Here is a 17,729-nt window from a genome sequence, read left to right as displayed (position 1 = left end):
GGTGTGAGATGGCCGCCAGAGCCGCTGCAGGCGCTACTACCGTCCAAAACGCACCTGGCCTTCAATATGCGCCTTTTCGTGGTCTGGAGGTCCCTCTCCGGGGCAATTTTCGCCCTGTGAAAACAAGGCTGCGCCAGAGCATCGCGTCTTCGAAGCGAAGCCGTGCCTTACCTGCTGGCCCTCCGTTCGGCAGTTGTCTCCCTGCCGGACCGATGGACCGTGATCCGGAGGGGGCTTACATCGGGATCCGACGGCGACAATCCTGACCGTTGAACAGCAGCACCGTGCCGGTGACGCCGCGCGCAAGGTCAGCAGTGACTCCGAACTGATCCGTCGCGAAGCCGAGTAGCGCGCGGTCGAAGGCTAGGGGCGGATTGTTCGCGTCGCCGCAGAGATCGCTACCATATCAAACCCCGGTCGACCGGTTTGCCTGCTTCCGCCTGATCGCGCTCACCCGTGGCAAGCGCCTTCGACGAGCATAACGCCTGACAGGCACACACCACCGGAACGGCTTGGTTTCCCCCCGGAAGCCTGCGGCCGTTAGGCCGCTCCTGTGACGACGGTAGCCAGAACGCATTGCCTTTTGGGTTAATTCCGCATTCCCCTTCCCTGCTGTTCATCCGTGCAGTGGGGTTAAGTGATTCTGTTAAATAGGTATCTCGTTGAACTCAAGTCGCTCGAATAGCGTCAACGAGCCAATCATCGCGAGCGGCAGCGCCAGCCAGTAGGCGTTGTGGCGGTCGATCAGGCGCAGCAGCGGCGTGGCGGCGTAGATGATCATGATTATCGGCACGAACCACAGCGGTCCGAGGTGAAGTCCGGTGGCGTAGAGGTACAGCGGCAGCTGCCAAGCCGCCAGCTGGCTGAGATCGACGTGCGGGTGCGTCTTGTGCCCGAACACGTACACCGCGACCGCTGGGGCCGAGACGATCAGATAGGGGATCACCACGTTGCGGACGCGACCCTCGAGGAAGGTGCGATAGTAGCACACGCCTTCGTCACGCCATCGGCCAAGCGCTCCCATAGCACCCGCGGCTTCTCCAGCGGCGCCCGCTCGTTAATCGGCACTGTTGAGGTGCTGCCCGCTTCGCCGCGCCCAGGTCGGCGTAAACCGCCCCAGCTCTTCCCAGTACGGCAACAGCAGCCGGTCCTTAAGGGATGGGCGCGGCTCGTCACTTATCGGTTGATCGATCTCCGAAAGCCAGTGACGTAGTATGTCTCACCGGAACTCCGCCCAGACCGGGTGCCCGGCGTCGACCAGCTTGGTGACGATCCACCGCATCGGCTGGAGCGCCGGCCCGTGCGGCTTCCCCGCCCGGTCTCCGCCGCGGGCTCCCGCACACGCTGTCGGACGATACCTGCCTTGCAGAACGCTTAGAAGTTAAGGGATCGGTGGCGGTTGCAGGTGAACAAATGGCTGGAAGCGGCTCACCCATGGTGCTGCGATATAGCCACCACGTCATTGAGCACCTCGGCCTCAAGCTGTACCAAAATCGAACCGCGAACGTCATCGCCGAGCTGCTTCCGAGGGTGGACCGGGATTTACGAAAGTGTCTCCGTTATCCTATGGATCGGGTCCCGCCAGCGAGGGGTCTCGCTCTGCCTTCAAAAGGGGAATACCTTCATGACCAAGATGAAGCTCGTCCTAGCGGCCGTCGCTGCCTCGTTCCTGTCCACCGGCGCGCAGGCGGCTGTCTCCTACGACTTCGCGCCGATCGGCACCGCCCCCAAGGAGGGCACGACCATCACGTTCGACAAGGATCTGCCCAAGGGCGTCCGCGTCGTCGGTGGCCTGATCCAGTCGGCCAGCAACTCGTACGGCGCCAATCCGACCGGCTCGTCGAACTACCTGACCTCGAACTCGTCGGCCGGCACCGGTTCGGCGTCGATCTTCTCGGACGTCGGCTACAAGACGATCTCGTTCGACTGGGGCACCATCGACAGCTACAACAACTTCGCGCTGCTCGACGCGGTCGGCAACGCGTTTTTCACCCTGTCGGGCGCCAAGGCGCCGGTCGCCAACGGCGTCGCGGGCACCCGCATCTCGCTGACCAGCGACAGCCAGGCCATCTACGGCCTGCGCATCTACTCGGGCTCGCCCGCCTTCGAGGTGGACAACGTGACGCTCTCGTCCGCGGTCCCCGAGCCGGCGACCTGGGGCCTCATGATCCTGGGCTTCGGCGCCGTGGGCGCGTCCCTGCGTCGCCGTTCCTCGCGCGGCACCGCCGTCGCCGCCTGACCGGTCGGCCCGTCGGGTGTGGGCGCCTCCGGACATCGTCCAGGGGCGCCCTTCCTTTTCTCCATTCCCAGTTCCGTTCCACCGGACATTCCCGATCGGGCATGCCGGCCGGGCAGAGCGTGGGTCTGAGACGTCAGGCGAGCGGAATGGGCTCGAAGGGAAGCGTGACGTGAACGGCATGGCTCCTGCGTCTGCGCAGTGCGTCGGGTCGACTACGTTCAAGACGTGCATGGACGAGCAGGGCAACTCGGAGGAGCGCCGCTCACCGGAACTCCGCCCACATCGGATGCCCGGCGTCGACCAGCTTGGTGACGATCCACCGCATGGCCTGGAGCGCCGGCCCATGCGGCTTCCCGCCCTCAATCTCTGCCGCGGTCCAGAACGGCACCAGCAGCTCGCGGTCCGGCAGGTAGGGGCGCAGCACGCGGAGGGCGAGCCGGGTGGCGGGCACACAGACGTCCTCGTCGCACGCGCGGCGACTGGCGTCATCGAGCACTTCAGCGCCAAGTTCATCAGCAAAGCGCGGGATCGGCGCGCGCGTTGCTCGACGTCGTCCTGCCCGAACGGCACCCTGTCGACCCGTGTGTCGTTCGCCCCGCACTCATGGCACTGCATGCCGTGGCGCACCGCCTCCCACTCCATCGAGAGCCGGCGAAAGCGGCGATCAATGATCAGCTCCTCGAGGTCGTGCTGCTAACCGCCTAGCATGCGCGGCAGGTCACGCGCACCGCGCCCTCCACTCGGCGGAGGTCCTGAAGCGTCTTCGAGGGCCCGACCATACGACCATAATGCCGGAACGTAGCAGGAACGGAAAGACTTGATCGGCCGCTGGAAGGCTGCAACTAACCGGGCGACCGGGAGCGCCGAGTCCCTGACCGACGCGACCGGACAGAAGCGAGCACCCTATGACCGATCACCCACACGCCGGCGACGGGCACAATTCGGGCAGCTGCCTGATCTGCAGCTCAACAGACCGCGCGGGCTTGGTCCAGCGATTGGCCGAAGAGCTGTGGGAGAGCCTGCAGGATGACACCCAGCGGGCGCGCAGCTGGGCGAACGCCGGCGAGCTGTGGAACATCCGCTTCCGCGAGCTCGCGTAGATCGCAATAGGCTTCCTGGAGCGATCAGAAGCGGAGTAAGGAAGGCTGCGCCAGCCGGCGACGAAGACGACTGGCGCAGCCCGTCGGCTTGTTCAGGTCCGACGCCTCCTTATCGCTCTCATTTATTTAGATATGGTTGATGCCCAAGGCCGCCGTGCTAGCAAGGTAGCTGCCCATGGACGCGGTTCTGCATCCCGCTCGTCGCGCTGCGGGTTACGATGAGGGGACCGTATATGACGCGCTCAATCGCTGCCGCGCTATTAGCAAGTGCAATCACCTCGTGCCCAGCAGCAGCAGCTCCTCTCCTGTTCGACTTCGTAGCCCTTAATAGCTCACAAAGCATAAGCTTCACGCTAGTTAACAGCTCTGCTCCTGATTATTCTGGTGACGATTACGTTGAGTTCGATAACGTCAGCACCAGCTCCGCAGATGGTAAAAGCGTTGCTCAGATAACGTTCTACGTTTCTTCGGCTCTAGGCGGCTTCTCTATATACCAGAATTCGGATCTTTTCGCCGACACCAGGGGTCCGCAGGTATTTAGCTCGGACACGACCAAGCCGGTGTTCGCCTCCGGGTCTTACATCGTTGCAGCGGGCAACCCCGGATTTACTGGCGGTACGCTCACCATCAAAGCCGTCGCCGCGGCAGTTCCTGAACCTGCGACTTGGGCGATGATGGTCGCGGGCTTCTCAGCGATCGGCTTTGCCATGCGTCGGCGGAAGCAGGACGTCGTATTAGGCGCACGATAATCCGCTCACCCGCGGCGAGCTCGGCTCAGCATCAGCGCCGCGGGTGCAAGGGCTACGGCCGCGCCGGAGATCGGCACCAGACGCGGGCTGGCGCGGTAGGTCAGGGGCCGGTCCTGCTGCATCATCGTTTCGTTGCCGAGGTCGGCCGCCGAGCAGTTGAGCAGCTTGTTGATGCTGTTGTCGGTCCAGGTCCGCATGGTGGCGTCGTCCCACGCGCCGTCCCAGTCCGCGTGGAAGGTCGAACCCGGCGTCATCTGGGTGACCTTGCCGCCCATGTTCATCGCATTGCTCGAGATCGACCACGACGAGACAGAGCCGGGCTGACCAATCGACACATTGCCGACGTCGTACCAGGCGCCGAGCGTGAAGGTCGGCACGATATAGGGGTGAGTCGCGGGGCAGTGCGGCTGCCCGTCCTTCTCATAGCGCTGCTACGCCATGTGGTCGCGGTGGTTCGACGTGTCGAGCTCGCGGCCGTGCCAGCACTCCGGCGCGTTGATGATCGCGCCGAGGCGGTTCGGCTCGCCGGCACCCGCCGGGGTCGGCCCGCACATCGGCGCTGCGACGGTCAGGCCTTTATAGTGGCCCGGCACCGCGTTCGGCGCGCCCTGGCAGTTGAGGTAGTAGGCGCCGGTCGGCTGGGTTCCGGTCACCATGTCGTAGCCGAACACGAAGTGCAGGCCGCGGGGCAGGTCGACGCAGGCCTTCCCGCGCTGCTGGCACCGCGGATCGCTGGCGGGCAGGCGCTGTAGTAGATCGACACGAAGTCGGGACGCGCCACGTTGCCGCGACCGTCCAGTATCGCCGGCATCCAGTAGGCGGACCGGTTCAGCTTGTTGACGCACGTCGACTCGCCGGTCGTCCGAAGCGAGGCGAAGGTGCTGTAGGCATCTGCGCTCTCATTCCCATAGAACTGGTGAAGGTGGCTCTTGTCGGGCTGGCCCGGGAAGACGACCGGATCGTCATAGCGCAGCTGACCCGCGGCGCAGATGAACCGGAAGGCGCCAACGATGTCGGGCGCGCCGCTCGGCGGGATCGGAACGGTGACCAGCACCTTCGCCGCGTCGAAGTTGCTGGCGATCGCCGCCGGCTGAGCGGTGACCGGCACACTGATCGGCGCCGGCTCGACCGTGTCGCCCACGCCCGCGGCGAGTGCCGGAGTGGAAGCGGCGGGCGCGCCGCCGAGCGCGCGGTCGACGGCTGCGGCCACAACGTCCGGTCGGTGCAAGGCACGCGGTCGCCGCCGAGCGCGCCGGCGATGTCGAACACGCCGTCGATCTTGGATCCGACAGCGGCACGGATCGCGGCGTTGACGATCGGCCGGCGCTGAGCGTGGCGCGCGACATAGTCGGCGTAATGCGCCCCATCCAGGCAGATCGGCAGCACGGTGCCAACGACCACCTTCGCGCCGGTTGCCTTCACCTAGCCGACATAGCTCCACAGCGCGGCGAGCCACGCCTTGGGGGTCGGGTATTGGCCGTCGCCGAGGTCGTTCGCCCCGTTGAGGATCGAGACCACGGCCGGCTCAGCGGCGATCAGCGTCGGCAGCCGCTGGAGCATGCCGTTGCCCCCGCCCGTGTCGCTGATCCGCGAGCCCGCGACCGCGAGCGCGGTCAGCTTCACCTTCGGGTGCGCGGCCTCGTACTGGCCGACGTAGTTGCCGCCCCACTTGAGCGTGATGCTGTCACCCTCGGCGACGAGACCGGCGCGCCTCGGCACAGGCTTCGGCGCGGTCAGTTGCGCGATCCGCTTCTCGCGGTCGGCGATGCTGTCGTCAGCCTTGGCCTTGACCCGGACGAAGCAGGCGATGTCCGCCCGCAGCTTGTCGACGCTCTTCGCGGTAGCGACGTTCGCCCCGCTGTAGTTGTAGCAGCCCTTGTCGATCTGACCCGACGCGGGCGAGGCGACCAGCAGCGCGAGCGCCGCGGCGAGTAGCAAACGGATCATGGCGGATACTGCGGGAGGTCGACGGTCTGGCCGGCGAGCGCGTGAGTGCAGTCGGTGAGGAACTGAATTCGGCCCCGAATTCAGGCAGCGTTCCCATCGTGACCGAGTTGGCGGTGGATTTACGCCGACACGAGATCGTCCATCGTAAACATCGCGGGAAAACCAGCGTGGTATTCAACGCCGGCTCGCGATTGTCGTACAGCGGATTGCTGACGCCGGCGATGTACCCATTGGCATCGAGCGGAGTCGTTGTCGGCCCCGGATTGCCCCACTGGTTGCGCACGCGCACTGCTGCACCGGGTGCGGTTTGCAGCACGATACGAACCCGCGCCGCATCCAGCACGGTTACCGAGCTGATCGCCAGCTTGTTCCCGAAGCTGCCATCAGACGCCAACGCCACCTCGAAACCGGTGATGTCGCCCGCCTGCGCGGCCTTTAACGCGCTGCCGCCATTGTGCGCGAAGCTGACGTCTACATTGACGTCACTGACCGCCACACCGGTCGGACGCGGCCCGATCGACGAGGTTGGCTCCGCGCCCATCAGCCAGTTGACTGTACGCGCGATGCGCTCGGCCTGCTTGCCCATACCGCCGCTGTCCGAGGTGGCGTGGACCTTATCGACCAGTTTCAAATCATTGACGCTGCCGACTCTCCAGACACCGCGTGCGACGTTGCCGAGAGCGTACTGATGCTGTGCGACGCGGATCTGCTGGAAGGCACCGCCGTCGCCGGCAAGGTTGCCGTTATCGCACAGCGGCTCGATCAGGAAACGCCAGTCCCAAGGGAACTGCTGCTTTATCGCCGCGAACATGCTTTCCAGCTTGAGAATGTAGACGTTCGCGTTGTCACCCGTGTTCCGTGACCCTGTGCGAAGTAGTAGAAGTTGGGATTGATCCGGCGGGCGGTGTCAGCCATCGGCTCGAGCCCAATGTTGTTGCCGGGTTGCCAAGCGTTCATCGCTAAACCTTCCACCACCGACCTAGTGTCCGCAGTGAGCGCAGACTGGCGGCTCCAGCGTCATAGCACGTGGCAGCCGATAGCATTGCCGCACTCCGCTATGCTCTCACCCGACGCGGGCGATGCGCAGCCGAATGCGGCCGCTGCCGCGATGGCGGCGAGGTATGGTCGTTTCATGGTCGTTCTCCGATGGTCTAGATCGAGGTCAGATCAGCGTGCTTGTGTAGAAGCGAGTTGCCTCGTACCGGGCGGCATGCCTCACGCTTCTCCAATCCCGGATGGCGCACTTCAGCATCCTGCGCGCGAGCCGCACCTTGATGCAGTGCGGTGCCTGTTGATGTTGGCCGGCTTGCCGTTCCACGCCGCTTACCCGTTTCATACCAAATACGGCTGGCTAGTAGTATCAACGTCGAAGTCAGCGGCGCTAACAACGATGATCAGCTTTCTGCATCTGTTTAGAATGCAAGGCTTCTTCATGCTGGCAGGGTATCTTGCTGCACTGACGATCTCGAAGCGTGGGACGCTGCCGTGGGTGAAATCACGTCTTGCCAGATTGCTTCCGCCCTTTTTCACCGCTCTGGTGATCTTGGTTCCGCTGATGAACTTATTTTCCGCCTACGCGTCGCCGCTCAATAGCGATCCAATTATCTCATGGATGCAATCGATCGTGCACGTCGGCCGGCAGACGACCGGCCATCTTTGGTTCGTGCTGGTGTTGATCTATTACAACGTCGCTCTTGCGATACTTTGTTGGGCGTTCCCATCGCTTAGAACATATCACGTCGCGATTAGCGAGCAGACCGCGGGTCGAATGTTTCTGCCGCTCCTACTTGCTTGCGCCGTAGCGATCTCGGCCTGGCAGCGGGGGGCAATGGCAGCGGTCTATCATCTGCCACAAGTGGCGATACACCCTGGCGGGCTTGGCTATGCCGTAGAGTATGCCCCCTACTTCGCCCTCGGACTGCTTCTGCAGCGCTGCCGCTCTGTCTATCACCGGTTCAATCGCTTCTCGTGGTCGGTCGCACTAATCGGTGTAGGGACGGCGATCTTCTGCCTTACTCGCGATCAGCACATTCCACGTCTTATCGAGCACACGCTCACTGCGCTTGCTGCGCTAGGGATCGTCCATGTCATTGTGGCGACTGCGGCGCGGGTTTTCGATGCCGAACGGAAGTGGGTGAAGGAGGTGGTTCGAGCCTCGTTCGTGATCTATCTGTTCCACATGCCGGTGATCGCCGGCGCTTTCCTCCTTGTGGATCATCTTGCCGTTTCCGTCTTGGTTCGCTTCCTGCTGCTGCTTACGGCGGCCGCCGGCGGGTCAACGCTTGCGTGGCTTGTCATCAAAAAGGTACCGGCACTGCTATTCGCGTTCAGCGGCGAGACGTCTAAGCTCACGCGGGCTTAGACGTTCCCCCACCGGGCGCGCACGTTGGCCATCTGCTCTTGGTTCGGCTTGCTTGGATAGGCCTGGGTGCCGAACCAGGGTGTTACGGGTAGATTGTAAAGCGACCCGCCCGACTTGAACTCGGCGGGGATCGCGATCTCTTTGGTTTCGACGCCATGGCCGATGTGGCCTTCACCGAGCAGGAAGCAGCGTCCCTCCTTGCGGAACCAGCGCATGCCGATATTCTTGCGAGAATAGGCCTCGTTCAAGCTGGGATAGCTGGCAAGGTCGGCATAAGTTTCGACGCCGTTTGCGCGCGAGCCCTTGATGCTGAAGGCGGCACCCGTGCCACCCGAGCGGATGAGCATGCCTTCAACTTGATCAAGGTAGTTCCACGCCGCGCCGGCCGCCGCCACGCGGAAACCCATCCCGAAACGACGATCAGCGCCAGCACTACGGCTGCGCTAGTCCTTCACGCTTACTTCCAAATACTAAGTCGTCGCGGCGAGTTCCTCGAAACAGAGTAGCACCGGGCGCATAGTGCTTTGGGCACCCGTGCTTTCTATCTGTACCTCAGTGTCCGGGGCGAAGCTGAGCGCCTGTGTGCGTGGATTGTAGACGGACAGCCCGGCGGGCAGCGCAGTCATCGTGCGGAAATCATGCTCGCGGACGGTGAGCGTCGCCGGGATCGCGGGTGATCGGGGCTCAAACTAAGTGTTCTGCCGATTGCGGCGCGAGGACGTGCCGATGAACGTTACGTTCCGCTTGGCGGTGCCATCGGTCGGGACGTTCACGCCCTGCGCCATCACAATCCGCTCGGTTTCGCGAGCAATAACGGTCGGGATGGCTGCGTTGTCCGTCACATCGGCATTGAGTGGCATGCCGATAACTGGGATGGGCTTCGCGATGATCTCAGTCCCAGTCGGATCGAAGAGAAACTCGAACAGACTGCCGCGCTGTACAGCCGTACCGGAGCCGCTTTGCGTCAGCCCCCCGCCTAGACCGGCAATACCCTGCCTTACCGGGCCGGCCGTCGCTACGTCGCTGCAATAGAGGCCCGCCTCCATCCCGGGACGCCCGTGCTGCGACGATATTGTTTGAATAAACGTCGCCCTTCCCCGGGTGGGATCGTTGCACCCCCACTGAGCGTACAGGCATATGTCGCCGCCGCCAAACAGCGAGGCGATGATCCAGTTATACGGAATGGCTGAACGCGAGAAGATGTTCGGAGCCATGCGCGCATATCCGGTATGGCCATCGCCCAGGTTGCCGAGAACCGTACCGGCGGGCACGATCAACCAAGGAGCGGTGCGTGGGCCCGACCAGTTCAAGCCGTCTGCCGAAAGCACCTGATTTGTACATTACTTGACCGAACCGTTGACCGAGTAGGTTTGGTAAAACTTTGCTCAGTCGACGCAAATTTTAATGACATGTGGTGTTTCGATCGAGAAGCCGGCGCCGTGCTTGAAGATGGGGTTCTTCGACGGCTTGGTCGTGACCGACGCAAAAAGGCCGGCGGCGAGCGCCTGATCGTAGGTTCGCCACGACGACAGCACCTTCGGGTCGGCAGCCGTCGACACGGATAGCCAGATGCCACCTTCGCTGTCGTGATCGGTCGAGCAGTACGAGATCCACCGTATCCCGAGCGGCCCCCAGAATGGATCGTTCGCAACGTCGTTTGCGCCGGTCGTCGAGTTTTTCGGCGGGCCGCCCCAGTACGGGTCGAAGCCCGGCATGCCCGCAGGCTTACGCTGGATCACGCCTGCATCGTTGAAGGCGTACGTCGACCGCTGCGTCGTGACTGCCAGGCTGATGACAACCTCGTCAGCCCCAGCTGCCCCAACCTGAACTGTTGCCGAGACGCCCGCGCGCCAGCGGCGGCGACGGCCAGCGCGATCGTGCCGGCGTTCGCAACCGTGAGGCCGACAACCACCTTCCAGCCGTTCGTGGCATCGCCTGCGATCGCTAGGCGACCGTCGTTGGGGGTCAGAGTCGGCGTCGCACCGGTGGGCACATTGCCGATCGTCGCGACGAGCGTGCCGGCTGCTGCACCAGAGGCGAACGCCAGCGGACCACCGATGGTCAGGGTCGGAAGCGCCGCTGCAACTGTCACGGCGTTGCTGGTGGTCGGAGAAGAGCCACCCGACCCAGTCGCAGTGACTTCTAGCGTGAGGCTATCCGCAGCGTACGGCGTCACGGTCGTGCCAGTGCCGATCTGCGAGCCGTTGAGCAGCCAGCGGCGCGTGAAGCTGGTCGCGTCCGACGCCGCGCCGTTGCTGGCGATGAAGGTTGTGCCGACCGAGCCGGTGCTTGGGCTGATCAAAGGCTGAATCGTGAACGCCGGGGCGGTCGTGCCGTTCGACGAGACCTTCACGATCGCCGTGTTGATCTCCAGCACCGGAGCCGCGGTGATCATCCAATTGGCGGCGCCGATGGTCTCCGGCATGCCGAAGACTCGCATCTGGAAGTAGCGCAGCGCGCCATCCGGCTTCGTGACGCGCACGGCATAGAGCCCGGCGTTGCTGGGCTGCGACGCCACCGCCAGCAGCGCCTGGCCGGCGTCGGCATCGTCGACCGCCAGCGTCGAGTTCAACGACCCGTGGTCGGTCGGCCCCTTGTATCTCTGCTGTGGCCCTTTGAGCGGCTGGAAGGTCACAACCTCCGTGGCCGCGCCAAAGCCGCCGATCGACTCGACGCCACCGATCTTGGTGTACGAGAGCGCCCCATAAGCGGCCGCGCTCTGCACCGCGGGAGACTCTGCGGAATAGCGATGCCGGTCCCGGCCGCGGTGGTCGAAGGCGTAGGTGTTCTCCCTGAGAGCGCCGGCTAGACAGCCATGTAGATGTTGGATTTTTTGACCTGGGTCCGGCGCAGAGACGGATTGTTCACGCTTGCGCGGTAGGAAGGTGGGGTCAGGCTTGAATCAGCCGACACGCTGCGCCAGTCGTCTTCGTCGCCGGCTGGCGCAGCGCTTCTCAGCGCGCCTTCAGCTGCTGATCGACGGCGCGGTCTCGCGCCTCGCAGCGGCGGATCGCGTCGAGCGCGGCGCGGCGATAAGGGGTTCGACGTCTCGAGGCGACCGGTTTGAGCGTCGCCGAAGACCTGCCAGTCGGCCACCGCCGCCGGATCTGCGGGAGATCGGCGGGCGCAACATCAGCGGCCAGTGGCTCCTGCACCAGGTCCGAGCAGGGCAACGCAGCGCGGCTGATTGCGATACGAGGGCCGCAGGCGAAGAGCCCGCGGGCCAGCGCCGTTAGAGGCAGCAGGGACAGCAGTCGTCGCCCCGGGCGCGGATCGGATTGCATTCTCGTGCTCCTTGGGGGTGGCCGCGATCACCGCGGCGGTCGTCATGGCGCTGGCGGTGTCGGCCGCGGCGCCGATCGCGGCGTCGGCCATGGCGTCCGAGCGCGCGATGTCCGCCTGCGCCTCCCGGCGGTCTGCTACGCCCTGCTGCATGCGCGCGGGCCGAAGAAGGCGAGGGCGGCCACGGCGAGCACCAGCACGGCAATCGCGATGATGCGACGCGCATCAGCGCGCCCACTCACCGGTCTTGCCGTGAAGCCACGACAAGAACTGAGCCACCGTCTTTTCGCGCAGGATCGACTCGTTCGCTTTGGTCGCGGGCTCGCCGGCGATGCTGTCGGCGCGGTCGTTGAGGTCGGCGCGGATCACCTTGCCGGCCGAGCCGCGCCCATGAAGTGGGCAGCGTAGAGCGAGGCCTTGTTGATCGGCGCGCCGAGGCGTCGGAGCGCAGCGACGTTCTTTGCGGTGAAGGTCTTCACTCGCGCGAGCTGCTCCTCCGCGGACGGCTTGAGCCCGCCGAACGGGAGCGCCGGATTGTCGCCCCAACGCCCGCCCTCACCGAGCCACGTCGCCTTGACGAACTGGTAGAGCCCCGATGCGCTCGACGTGGTCGCCTTGGCGTAGAGTCGATCACCGCTTTCGATGTGCGAGAGCATGGCCCAGTACTCCATCGGTACGCCGACCAGGGACGCGGAAGGCGAGGGCTCTGCCGCAGGCACCGCCCCCCCCTTTGGCAACCCGAGCGCATCCGCGAGTGCGTCCAGCGCCGGCATGTGCCGCTCCAGCAGCTTCCCACCCGGCCCGAACGGGCGCATGGCATCGGCGAGCTTCGCCCGTGTCGTCGTCATCAGTCCTTTCGGGTGGGGTCAGCGCGGCTCGTCGGCCGGCGGATTAGGTGTGGCTGTCGGCACCGAGTTGGACAGCGCGGTGGCGAGGTCGCTCCGATCGGCGCTTTCCCAGATCGACTTGATCACGCCGAGCACCTCGCGGAACGAGAGCAGCAGGGCGGTGAAGAGGCCGGCGTCCGCCAGCGGCACCTTGCCGTCAGGCGTCATTTTGCAAGCGCGGAGTGGAAGGTGTCGCCGATCAGGTAGAGGATGGCCGCGGCGAGGAGCGTCATGGCAACGATGCCGGCGATTTGGACGTGCTTGGTCATGACGCGCCCCCTCCAGTCTGCTGGATCACAGCGGCGTGGATGGCCGCCTTCTCAAGCGCCTCGACCTCCATCTGCCGCTGCCGCATCGTCTTCACGGCCGCGATCGCGTCAGCCGCCTTCTCAGGCGAGTTTTCGAACATCATGAAGAGAGCGTTGAAGCACTGGTCGAAGTTGTTGAGGCGGTGCCGGTCGACGGAGCGCTCGGCCTCGTGACGCGCTCGCTGTTTGTCCATCTCGGCTCGCACGGCGTCGAGCTCGGCACGCAACGCTTTCATCTCGGCTGCCGCTCTTCAAGGAGGTTGGCTTCGCGCTCGTCGGCGATCTTCTTCAATGCCGGGCGGGTGCGAACGATGGTGACCAGGAGGCCGCCGATCAGGATATTGGCGAGGCCCATGAGAGCCGCGGTTCAAGCGAAGCCTTGGACCGCGACCGGCACGGCATTCTCAGCTGGCATCGCGTCCCTCCTCGTTCCGGTGAAGGAGCGCGCCCCGTCCGTAGGTGTGCGCGAGCCGCAGGATATAGAGCGCCAGCACCGAGCTCAGGACGAGGAGAGCCTTGAGCAGGCTCTCGTCATCGCGCCACAGCAGCCAGCGCATGTTGAAGGAGATCACGACAACCGCGGTTGGCGCGCACGCGAGCCGCATGGGGTCGCCGAAGCGAGCGTGCTTGATCCAGGCAGCAACGGCGCCGCGCAGGACGTACAGCAGCATGAGCCCCCAGCAGATGTTGCTGAGGATGCGCAGCGCCGTCACGGTTATTTCGCCTAGCCGTCGTCGTAGGTCTGATTGACCTCGACCATGTCGGCCGGCGTGGTCGGCGTGTTGCTGCGCGGCTCGTCGGTGCAGGCAGCCGTCAGGGCTGCGGCGGCTAGGGCAGCCGCCAGCATGATCGTCTTCATGGTCGTTCTCCGGTTGCTGGTTAGGAGGGCCAGGAGATGATCGTATCGAACGCATCGAGATCGTGCGCGCGGACGGCGCCGATCGCAAACTGACCGTAGAGGAGGCCGAGAGGCTATGAGCATGATGGGGAAGGTGGCGGCCAAGTACCGCCGCGCGCTCCGGAACCGCACCGGTTTGCATCTCACCATCGACGAGTTGCAGGCCTTCGCTGAGGCGGGCGCGCTCGAAATTGCTACTCAGGCAGAGACCCAGGAGCTTGTGAATTGTCCCGAGAGACCAGCCCGTACATCGTCGGCGACTTCTGGCTCGACCAGCGGCGCGACGGGAAGTCCCCGGGCATCTGGCAGATCGCCCGATATGCCGAGCAATCTCGATCGGTCGTATATCGCAGCACTCGCAAGCGGAGCGTAGAGTTGGCCAAGCCGGTCATCCACGCGCACGTGGAAGCCGAGCGCGCCAAGAGCCTTCAGCCTGTCGAGGATGCCGAGGCGGTGCCTCAGCTGCTGCTCTACTGGAAGGAGCACGGCCAGCACACCCGCAAGCCCGGCACTATCGCGACGTCGCTGCGCGCGTTCATCGGCTTCCTGATGCAGGACCACCTCGGTACGCGCGCCACGATCGCGGACCTGAAGCCAGTCGCCTTCGACCACTTCCGACGCTGGCGCATGCAGGAGCATAGCTTCCATGTACCGTGGGGAGGCAAGGCCTTCCCGGTCGACAGCCAAGGCGTGTCCGGTGAGGCGGTCCAGCGCAACCTGGACGACGAGCGCGCGGCACTCAATCGCGCTGCCCGCAACGGTCGGATCCCATATGCACCCAAGGTGCCGAGCGTGCCGACGCATCTGCGCAGCCCTGCGCGCGACGTCCGTGTGACGCTGCCGCAGCTCGGCGCAATGCTCGGCTTCGCGCAGGCCGGCGGGCTGGACGACGGCGGCTCCCTGCGCTTGCTGCTGCTGCTCACCGCGACCGCCTGCCGCCCCGAGGCCGCGCTGGCGTTCGATCCGCGCGCGCAGTGGCACGGCGCTACGATCGACATGCACCCGCCGGAGTGGCCCCGGACCAAGAAGCGCAACCCGGTGCTGCCGACGATCCGGCCCATGCGGCTGGTGCTGCGCCAGTGGCAGAAGGATGGTGCCAGCGCTGTGCTGTCGCGACGGATTGCATGGCGGACCATGCGGCGCGCGCTCGGGCTGCCCGCCGCGGTGATCCCGAAGACGATCCGCCACACGATCGCCACCGAGATGCCCAGCCGCGGCGTGCCGGCCGAGCAGATCAGCGGCATTCTCGGCCACACCGCGATGGACCGCACGACCGAGGTTTACGCCAAGTACGCTCCCGCCTATCTCGCGGAAGCGCGTCGGGTGCTGACAACGATCTTTGTCGAGGTCCTGCGTCACCGCCGCCGCTGGCTTGCTGACCACTTGCGGACCGAAGTGGGGAAACGGGCTGGTGGAGGTGGTTGCGAGGGAAGGCGGGAAAGAATAGGCAGACTGCGGCGTTGCAGGGTGGTGAGGGCGCTTAGCTCAGCTGGTAGAGCGGCTCGTTTACACCGAGTAGGTCGGCGGTTCGAACCCGTCAGCGCCCACCACCGCCGTGCCGCCGCCCCCTCTTACCCCAGCCCGACCCAGCTGCTCGCCAGGTACAGCTCGATCATCCGCAGCCCCTTGGCGCTGAGCGTCACCAGCGAGCGGCGGCGGTCGTCGACGTCGGCGCGGCGCACCACCAGCCCGCGCGACTCGAGCTTGCCGAGGCAGCGCAGCGCGGTGCTGGGCGGCACCGCGGCGCCGATGCAGGCGCTCGACACCGGCACCAGCGCGCCGCGGCCGTGGTGGATGTAGAGATCGAGCAGCATGTCCCAGGCGGCCTCGCCGAACAGGTCGGTGCCGAACAGCCGGTCGCGCGAGCGGCGCTCCTGGTACATCAGCTCGGCGCGCTCGAGCAGCCCGGGCGCGGGTGCCGGCTGCTGCGCCTCCTTGGCGCGTAGTCGCTCGAGCAGCGCCTCGATCTCACGGATGGCGCATCCCAGCTCCTCGCGCGTGGCAGGTTCGTGCCTCATCGGCCGCCCCCCGCCGCTGGAAGGTCCAGTCGAACTCGCGCGCCCCCGCGCGCAGCCGGCGGTGATGCCGCGCCACGCCGATCACCAGCAGCAGCAGCCCCGGATAGGCCAGCCACGCCGCCACGCGCGTGTAGACGATCGGCAGCACCGCCGGATCGTAGGCGCGCACGCCGTGTGTCATCACCGTCAGCGCGTGGAAGGCGGTGAGGTACAGCGGCCAGAAGCGGTCCGCCGTGAGGCTCACCGCGACCAGCCCGGCGAGCAGCGCGGTGTCGATCGCCACCCGCTGCCACTCGACGTGGAAGTAGGTGTAACCGCGCACGTGCGGCAGCAGGTAGGAGGCGATCGCCGCCGTCAGCAGCAGCGCCGCCACCCATCGTTCCGGCGCGCCGCCGCGCCGGAAGGCATAGAGGCAGGTGCCCAGCAGCACCGCGGCGAAGACGAGGACTCGCGTCATCGGCCGCTTTCCCGATCAGGTTGATCACGTTCGCTCCGCCGCGGCTCAGGCGGTGAAGCCGGGGCGGGGATCCTGCTTGTCGGTATCGCCGTACAGCCGCACGTCGAGCCCGCGCGCCTTGGCCAGCGCCTCGAGCAGGCGGTGGACGTCGGCGGTGGCGCCCTGCGCGCCGCTGATCTGCACCGCGACGTCGCTGATCCCGGCGCGGATCGACTTGCCGACGATCGGCGCGATGTTCTGCTCGATGCGCGCGTCGATGAGCGCCGCCATGAGCCGGCCGCACACCGCGAAGGCGCGGTCCTGCAGCATCTCGAGCTCGCGCAGCAGCGTGGCCACCGCCTCGACCTCGACCGAGGCGGACTCACCGCGCGAGCTGCGCGACGACGTCGCTGAGGGTGCGGACGAAGAGAGCGAAAAGACCGAAGCCGGTGACGAGGCCGAATATGATAGCGCCGAGCCAGAAGAGGCGCTGTGCGACAGTGAGGTCATTACCATCCCCTTTGCGGAACGGCAGCCACGAGGCGGCGGGGGCGTGTGTCGGCGCTCCCGTCCCGACCGTGGCGGCCGGTGCCGGTGCGTCATCGCCCGGCGGCGACGGCTCTGCGGTCGGCAGGGGGGTGGGGTCTCCCACCGAGAAGCGACCCCTCGCATCGGGGTGGGCGGCCTCATAGGCGGCCAGAGCGGCGGCCGCGGCGGGGCGGCCGCCGACGCCGAGCAGCGCGGTGGCCTCGGTGAGGTAGCCGCTGGCGGTATTCTCCGAGATGGCGAGCGCGCGCGCGATCTCCTTCACGCGGTAGCGCTGGTGGTAGAGGCGCAGGCATTCCCGTTGCCGGGTCGTCAGTTTGGCGAATCGGTCCGGCGACATGGTCCCGAGATGGGATAGCGCGCGATCCAAGTCATCAACCAAGATGCGGGGCGCGTGCCGCGGCGGGCCGCGGGCGCTGTCCTACATCGTCCAACATCTGCCACCCCGTCGCCTCGTTGGATCCGAGGGAGGGACGATGCGAGAGCTGGTGGAGCAGGTGATCGACTCAAGCGGGCGGCGCGGCGCGGTGGTGCGCGGCGCGCGGCGCGGGCGGACGGTGACGGTGAACCGGCGCGAGTCGCCGCTGGCGTGGCTCGCCGCGCGCGGGCTGGTCGACGCGCGCCAGGCCGAGGCGGGCGAGCGGCTGCGCGCCGATTACGAGCGCGCGCAGCTCGCCCCCGCGGTGACGATGCGCTGGGCGCCGCGCGTGGACAATGGCCGCGGCACCGCGCCCGACCCGGGCGAGGCGCAGCTCGCCGCCAAGCGCCGCTTCGACGCGGCGGTCGGCGCCGCGGGGCGCGGTCTGGCCGACGTGCTGTGGCGCGTGGTCTGCGCGGGCGAGTCGCTGCCCGACAGCGAGCGCGCGCTCGGCTGGCCGGCGCGCAGCGGACGGCTGGTGCTGTCGCTCGCGCTCGACCGGCTGGCGGATCATTACCGCCTGCCGTGATCCACGCCCC

At 66.0% G+C, this 17,729-nt stretch carries 29 protein-coding genes and 1 tRNA gene; 6 read left to right on the top strand and 24 right to left on the bottom strand.

Annotated features, from left to right (window positions below; all coding sequences use genetic code 11):
• Positions 1 to 646: 646 nt before the first annotated feature.
• Positions 647 to 991 (bottom strand): acyltransferase family protein, encoded by a 345-nt coding sequence (locus FHY02_RS16325; RefSeq protein ID WP_183924088.1) that lies wholly within the window; start codon positions 989 to 991, stop codon positions 647 to 649.
• Between the two features lie 633 nt (positions 992 to 1,624).
• On the opposite strand from FHY02_RS16325, the gene FHY02_RS16320 reads away from it, so the two are divergent.
• Positions 1,625 to 2,239 carry a PEPxxWA-CTERM sorting domain-containing protein gene (locus FHY02_RS16320; RefSeq protein WP_260172950.1) on the top strand — a complete coding sequence of 205 codons (615 nt, stop codon included), beginning with the start codon at positions 1,625 to 1,627 and terminating at the stop codon, positions 2,237 to 2,239.
• A 262-nt stretch (positions 2,240 to 2,501) separates the two neighbouring features.
• Here FHY02_RS16320 and FHY02_RS16315 read toward each other — a convergent pair whose 3' ends face one another.
• Positions 2,502 to 2,735 carry a hypothetical protein gene (locus FHY02_RS16315; RefSeq protein ID WP_183924086.1) on the bottom strand — a complete coding sequence of 78 codons (234 nt, stop codon included), beginning with the start codon at positions 2,733 to 2,735 and terminating at the stop codon, positions 2,502 to 2,504.
• Between the two features lie 409 nt (positions 2,736 to 3,144).
• Between FHY02_RS16315 and FHY02_RS16310 the strand changes: the two genes are divergently transcribed.
• Complete coding sequence (locus tag FHY02_RS16310) at positions 3,145 to 3,339, top strand: hypothetical protein (RefSeq protein WP_183924084.1); 195 nt, start codon at positions 3,145 to 3,147, stop codon at positions 3,337 to 3,339.
• Positions 3,340 to 3,572: 233 nt separating this feature from the next.
• Positions 3,573 to 4,088: a PEPxxWA-CTERM sorting domain-containing protein gene (locus tag FHY02_RS23070; protein WP_260172949.1), complete on the top strand. Its 516-nt coding sequence runs from the start codon at positions 3,573 to 3,575 to the stop codon at positions 4,086 to 4,088.
• A gap of 5 nt (positions 4,089 to 4,093) precedes the next feature.
• Here the strand turns inward: FHY02_RS23070 and FHY02_RS16300 are convergent, their stop codons facing one another.
• The 5 genes from FHY02_RS16300 to FHY02_RS16280 all read right to left on the bottom strand — a co-directional run bounded on the left by FHY02_RS16300 (position 4,094) and on the right by FHY02_RS16280 (position 6,846).
• Complete coding sequence (locus FHY02_RS16300; protein WP_183924080.1) at positions 4,094 to 4,465, bottom strand: hypothetical protein; 372 nt, start codon at positions 4,463 to 4,465, stop codon at positions 4,094 to 4,096.
• A 54-nt stretch (positions 4,466 to 4,519) separates the two neighbouring features.
• On the bottom strand, positions 4,520 to 4,744 hold the full coding sequence (locus FHY02_RS16295; RefSeq protein WP_183924078.1) for a hypothetical protein: 225 nt from the start codon (positions 4,742 to 4,744) through the stop codon (positions 4,520 to 4,522).
• Positions 4,738 to 5,298, bottom strand: a complete 561-nt coding sequence (locus tag FHY02_RS16290; protein WP_183924076.1) for a DUF1996 domain-containing protein — start codon at positions 5,296 to 5,298, stop codon at positions 4,738 to 4,740. The genes FHY02_RS16295 and FHY02_RS16290 overlap by 7 nt, the downstream gene beginning before the upstream one ends.
• A 212-nt stretch (positions 5,299 to 5,510) precedes the next feature.
• Positions 5,511 to 5,807, bottom strand: a complete 297-nt coding sequence (locus FHY02_RS16285; protein ID WP_183924074.1) for a hypothetical protein — start codon at positions 5,805 to 5,807, stop codon at positions 5,511 to 5,513.
• A 55-nt stretch (positions 5,808 to 5,862) separates the two neighbouring features.
• Positions 5,863 to 6,846: a hypothetical protein gene (locus tag FHY02_RS16280; RefSeq protein ID WP_183924072.1), complete on the bottom strand. Its 984-nt coding sequence runs from the start codon at positions 6,844 to 6,846 to the stop codon at positions 5,863 to 5,865.
• 117 nt (positions 6,847 to 6,963) lie between these two features.
• Between FHY02_RS16280 and FHY02_RS16275 the strand changes: the two genes are divergently transcribed.
• The gene (locus tag FHY02_RS16275; protein WP_311731869.1) at positions 6,964 to 8,397 is read left to right on the top strand and encodes an acyltransferase family protein; all 1,434 of its coding nucleotides are present in this window, start codon (positions 6,964 to 6,966) and stop codon (positions 8,395 to 8,397) included.
• On the opposite strand, the gene FHY02_RS16270 is transcribed toward FHY02_RS16275, so the two are convergent.
• From FHY02_RS16270 to FHY02_RS16220, 13 genes are all read right to left on the bottom strand, one after another.
• Positions 8,394 to 8,804 carry a hypothetical protein gene (locus FHY02_RS16270; protein WP_183924068.1) on the bottom strand — a complete coding sequence of 137 codons (411 nt, stop codon included), beginning with the start codon at positions 8,802 to 8,804 and terminating at the stop codon, positions 8,394 to 8,396. The two genes, FHY02_RS16275 and FHY02_RS16270, sit on opposite strands and share 4 nt — an antisense overlap.
• 282 nt (positions 8,805 to 9,086) lie before the next feature.
• On the bottom strand, positions 9,087 to 9,674 hold the full coding sequence (locus tag FHY02_RS16265; protein ID WP_183924066.1) for a hypothetical protein: 588 nt from the start codon (positions 9,672 to 9,674) through the stop codon (positions 9,087 to 9,089).
• A 108-nt stretch (positions 9,675 to 9,782) separates the two neighbouring features.
• Positions 9,783 to 10,136, bottom strand: a complete 354-nt coding sequence (locus FHY02_RS16260) for a hypothetical protein (RefSeq protein ID WP_183924064.1) — start codon at positions 10,134 to 10,136, stop codon at positions 9,783 to 9,785.
• Positions 10,133 to 11,122 carry a hypothetical protein gene (locus FHY02_RS16255; RefSeq protein WP_183924061.1) on the bottom strand — a complete coding sequence of 330 codons (990 nt, stop codon included), beginning with the start codon at positions 11,120 to 11,122 and terminating at the stop codon, positions 10,133 to 10,135. Before FHY02_RS16255 ends, FHY02_RS16260 begins: the two co-directional genes overlap by 4 nt.
• A 229-nt stretch (positions 11,123 to 11,351) precedes the next feature.
• Positions 11,352 to 11,681 carry a hypothetical protein gene (locus FHY02_RS16250; protein ID WP_183924059.1) on the bottom strand — a complete coding sequence of 110 codons (330 nt, stop codon included), beginning with the start codon at positions 11,679 to 11,681 and terminating at the stop codon, positions 11,352 to 11,354.
• A gap of 223 nt (positions 11,682 to 11,904) precedes the next feature.
• Positions 11,905 to 12,048 carry a hypothetical protein gene (locus FHY02_RS16245; protein ID WP_183924057.1) on the bottom strand — a complete coding sequence of 48 codons (144 nt, stop codon included), beginning with the start codon at positions 12,046 to 12,048 and terminating at the stop codon, positions 11,905 to 11,907.
• On the bottom strand, positions 12,045 to 12,527 hold the full coding sequence (locus tag FHY02_RS16240) for a hypothetical protein (protein WP_183924055.1): 483 nt from the start codon (positions 12,525 to 12,527) through the stop codon (positions 12,045 to 12,047). The genes FHY02_RS16245 and FHY02_RS16240 overlap by 4 nt, the downstream gene beginning before the upstream one ends.
• An 18-nt stretch (positions 12,528 to 12,545) precedes the next feature.
• On the bottom strand, positions 12,546 to 12,734 hold the full coding sequence (locus tag FHY02_RS16235; RefSeq protein WP_183924053.1) for a hypothetical protein: 189 nt from the start codon (positions 12,732 to 12,734) through the stop codon (positions 12,546 to 12,548).
• Between the two features lie 97 nt (positions 12,735 to 12,831).
• Positions 12,832 to 13,101: a hypothetical protein gene (locus FHY02_RS16230; RefSeq protein ID WP_183924051.1), complete on the bottom strand. Its 270-nt coding sequence runs from the start codon at positions 13,099 to 13,101 to the stop codon at positions 12,832 to 12,834.
• A gap of 5 nt (positions 13,102 to 13,106) precedes the next feature.
• Positions 13,107 to 13,229 (bottom strand): hypothetical protein, encoded by a 123-nt coding sequence (locus FHY02_RS23065; protein ID WP_260172946.1) that lies wholly within the window; start codon positions 13,227 to 13,229, stop codon positions 13,107 to 13,109.
• A gap of 49 nt (positions 13,230 to 13,278) precedes the next feature.
• Positions 13,279 to 13,587 carry a hypothetical protein gene (locus tag FHY02_RS16225; RefSeq protein ID WP_183924049.1) on the bottom strand — a complete coding sequence of 103 codons (309 nt, stop codon included), beginning with the start codon at positions 13,585 to 13,587 and terminating at the stop codon, positions 13,279 to 13,281.
• Between the two features lie 11 nt (positions 13,588 to 13,598).
• Entirely contained in the window at positions 13,599 to 13,733 is a 135-nt protein-coding gene (locus tag FHY02_RS23060) for a hypothetical protein (protein WP_260172945.1), read from the bottom strand.
• A 237-nt stretch (positions 13,734 to 13,970) separates the two neighbouring features.
• Positions 13,971 to 15,131: a hypothetical protein gene (locus FHY02_RS16220; RefSeq protein ID WP_183924047.1), complete on the bottom strand. Its 1,161-nt coding sequence runs from the start codon at positions 15,129 to 15,131 to the stop codon at positions 13,971 to 13,973.
• Positions 15,132 to 15,246: 115 nt separating this feature from the next.
• On the opposite strand from FHY02_RS16220, the gene FHY02_RS16215 reads away from it, so the two are divergent.
• A tRNA-Val gene (locus FHY02_RS16215) sits at positions 15,247 to 15,322 on the top strand.
• Positions 15,323 to 15,343: 21 nt separating this feature from the next.
• Here the strand turns inward: FHY02_RS16215 and FHY02_RS16210 are convergent.
• Genes FHY02_RS16210 through FHY02_RS16195 form a run of 4 tightly spaced genes read right to left on the bottom strand, consistent with a single transcriptional unit; the run spans position 15,344 to position 17,112 of the window.
• Positions 15,344 to 15,790, bottom strand: a complete 447-nt coding sequence (locus tag FHY02_RS16210) for a winged helix DNA-binding protein (protein WP_183924045.1) — start codon at positions 15,788 to 15,790, stop codon at positions 15,344 to 15,346.
• Positions 15,741 to 16,247, bottom strand: a complete 507-nt coding sequence (locus FHY02_RS16205; protein ID WP_183924043.1) for a hypothetical protein — start codon at positions 16,245 to 16,247, stop codon at positions 15,741 to 15,743. Before FHY02_RS16205 ends, FHY02_RS16210 begins: the two co-directional genes overlap by 50 nt.
• Positions 16,248 to 16,292: 45 nt before the next feature.
• The gene (locus FHY02_RS16200; RefSeq protein WP_183924041.1) at positions 16,293 to 16,583 is read right to left on the bottom strand and encodes a hypothetical protein; all 291 of its coding nucleotides are present in this window, start codon (positions 16,581 to 16,583) and stop codon (positions 16,293 to 16,295) included.
• Between the two features lie 25 nt (positions 16,584 to 16,608).
• A complete protein-coding gene (locus FHY02_RS16195) occupies positions 16,609 to 17,112 on the bottom strand; it encodes a response regulator transcription factor (RefSeq protein ID WP_183924038.1) in 504 nt (167 codons plus the stop codon).
• A gap of 136 nt (positions 17,113 to 17,248) precedes the next feature.
• Between FHY02_RS16195 and FHY02_RS16190 the strand changes: the two genes are divergently transcribed.
• A complete protein-coding gene (locus FHY02_RS16190) occupies positions 17,249 to 17,719 on the top strand; it encodes a DUF6456 domain-containing protein (protein WP_183924036.1) in 471 nt (156 codons plus the stop codon).
• The last annotated feature ends 10 nt before the right edge of the window (positions 17,720 to 17,729 follow it).

This window comes from Sphingomonas sp. BK069 (assembly GCF_014193405.1).
Taxonomy (GTDB): Bacteria; Pseudomonadota; Alphaproteobacteria; order Sphingomonadales; family Sphingomonadaceae; genus Sphingomonas.
This window is presented reverse-complemented; position numbering and strand designations above follow the sequence as displayed.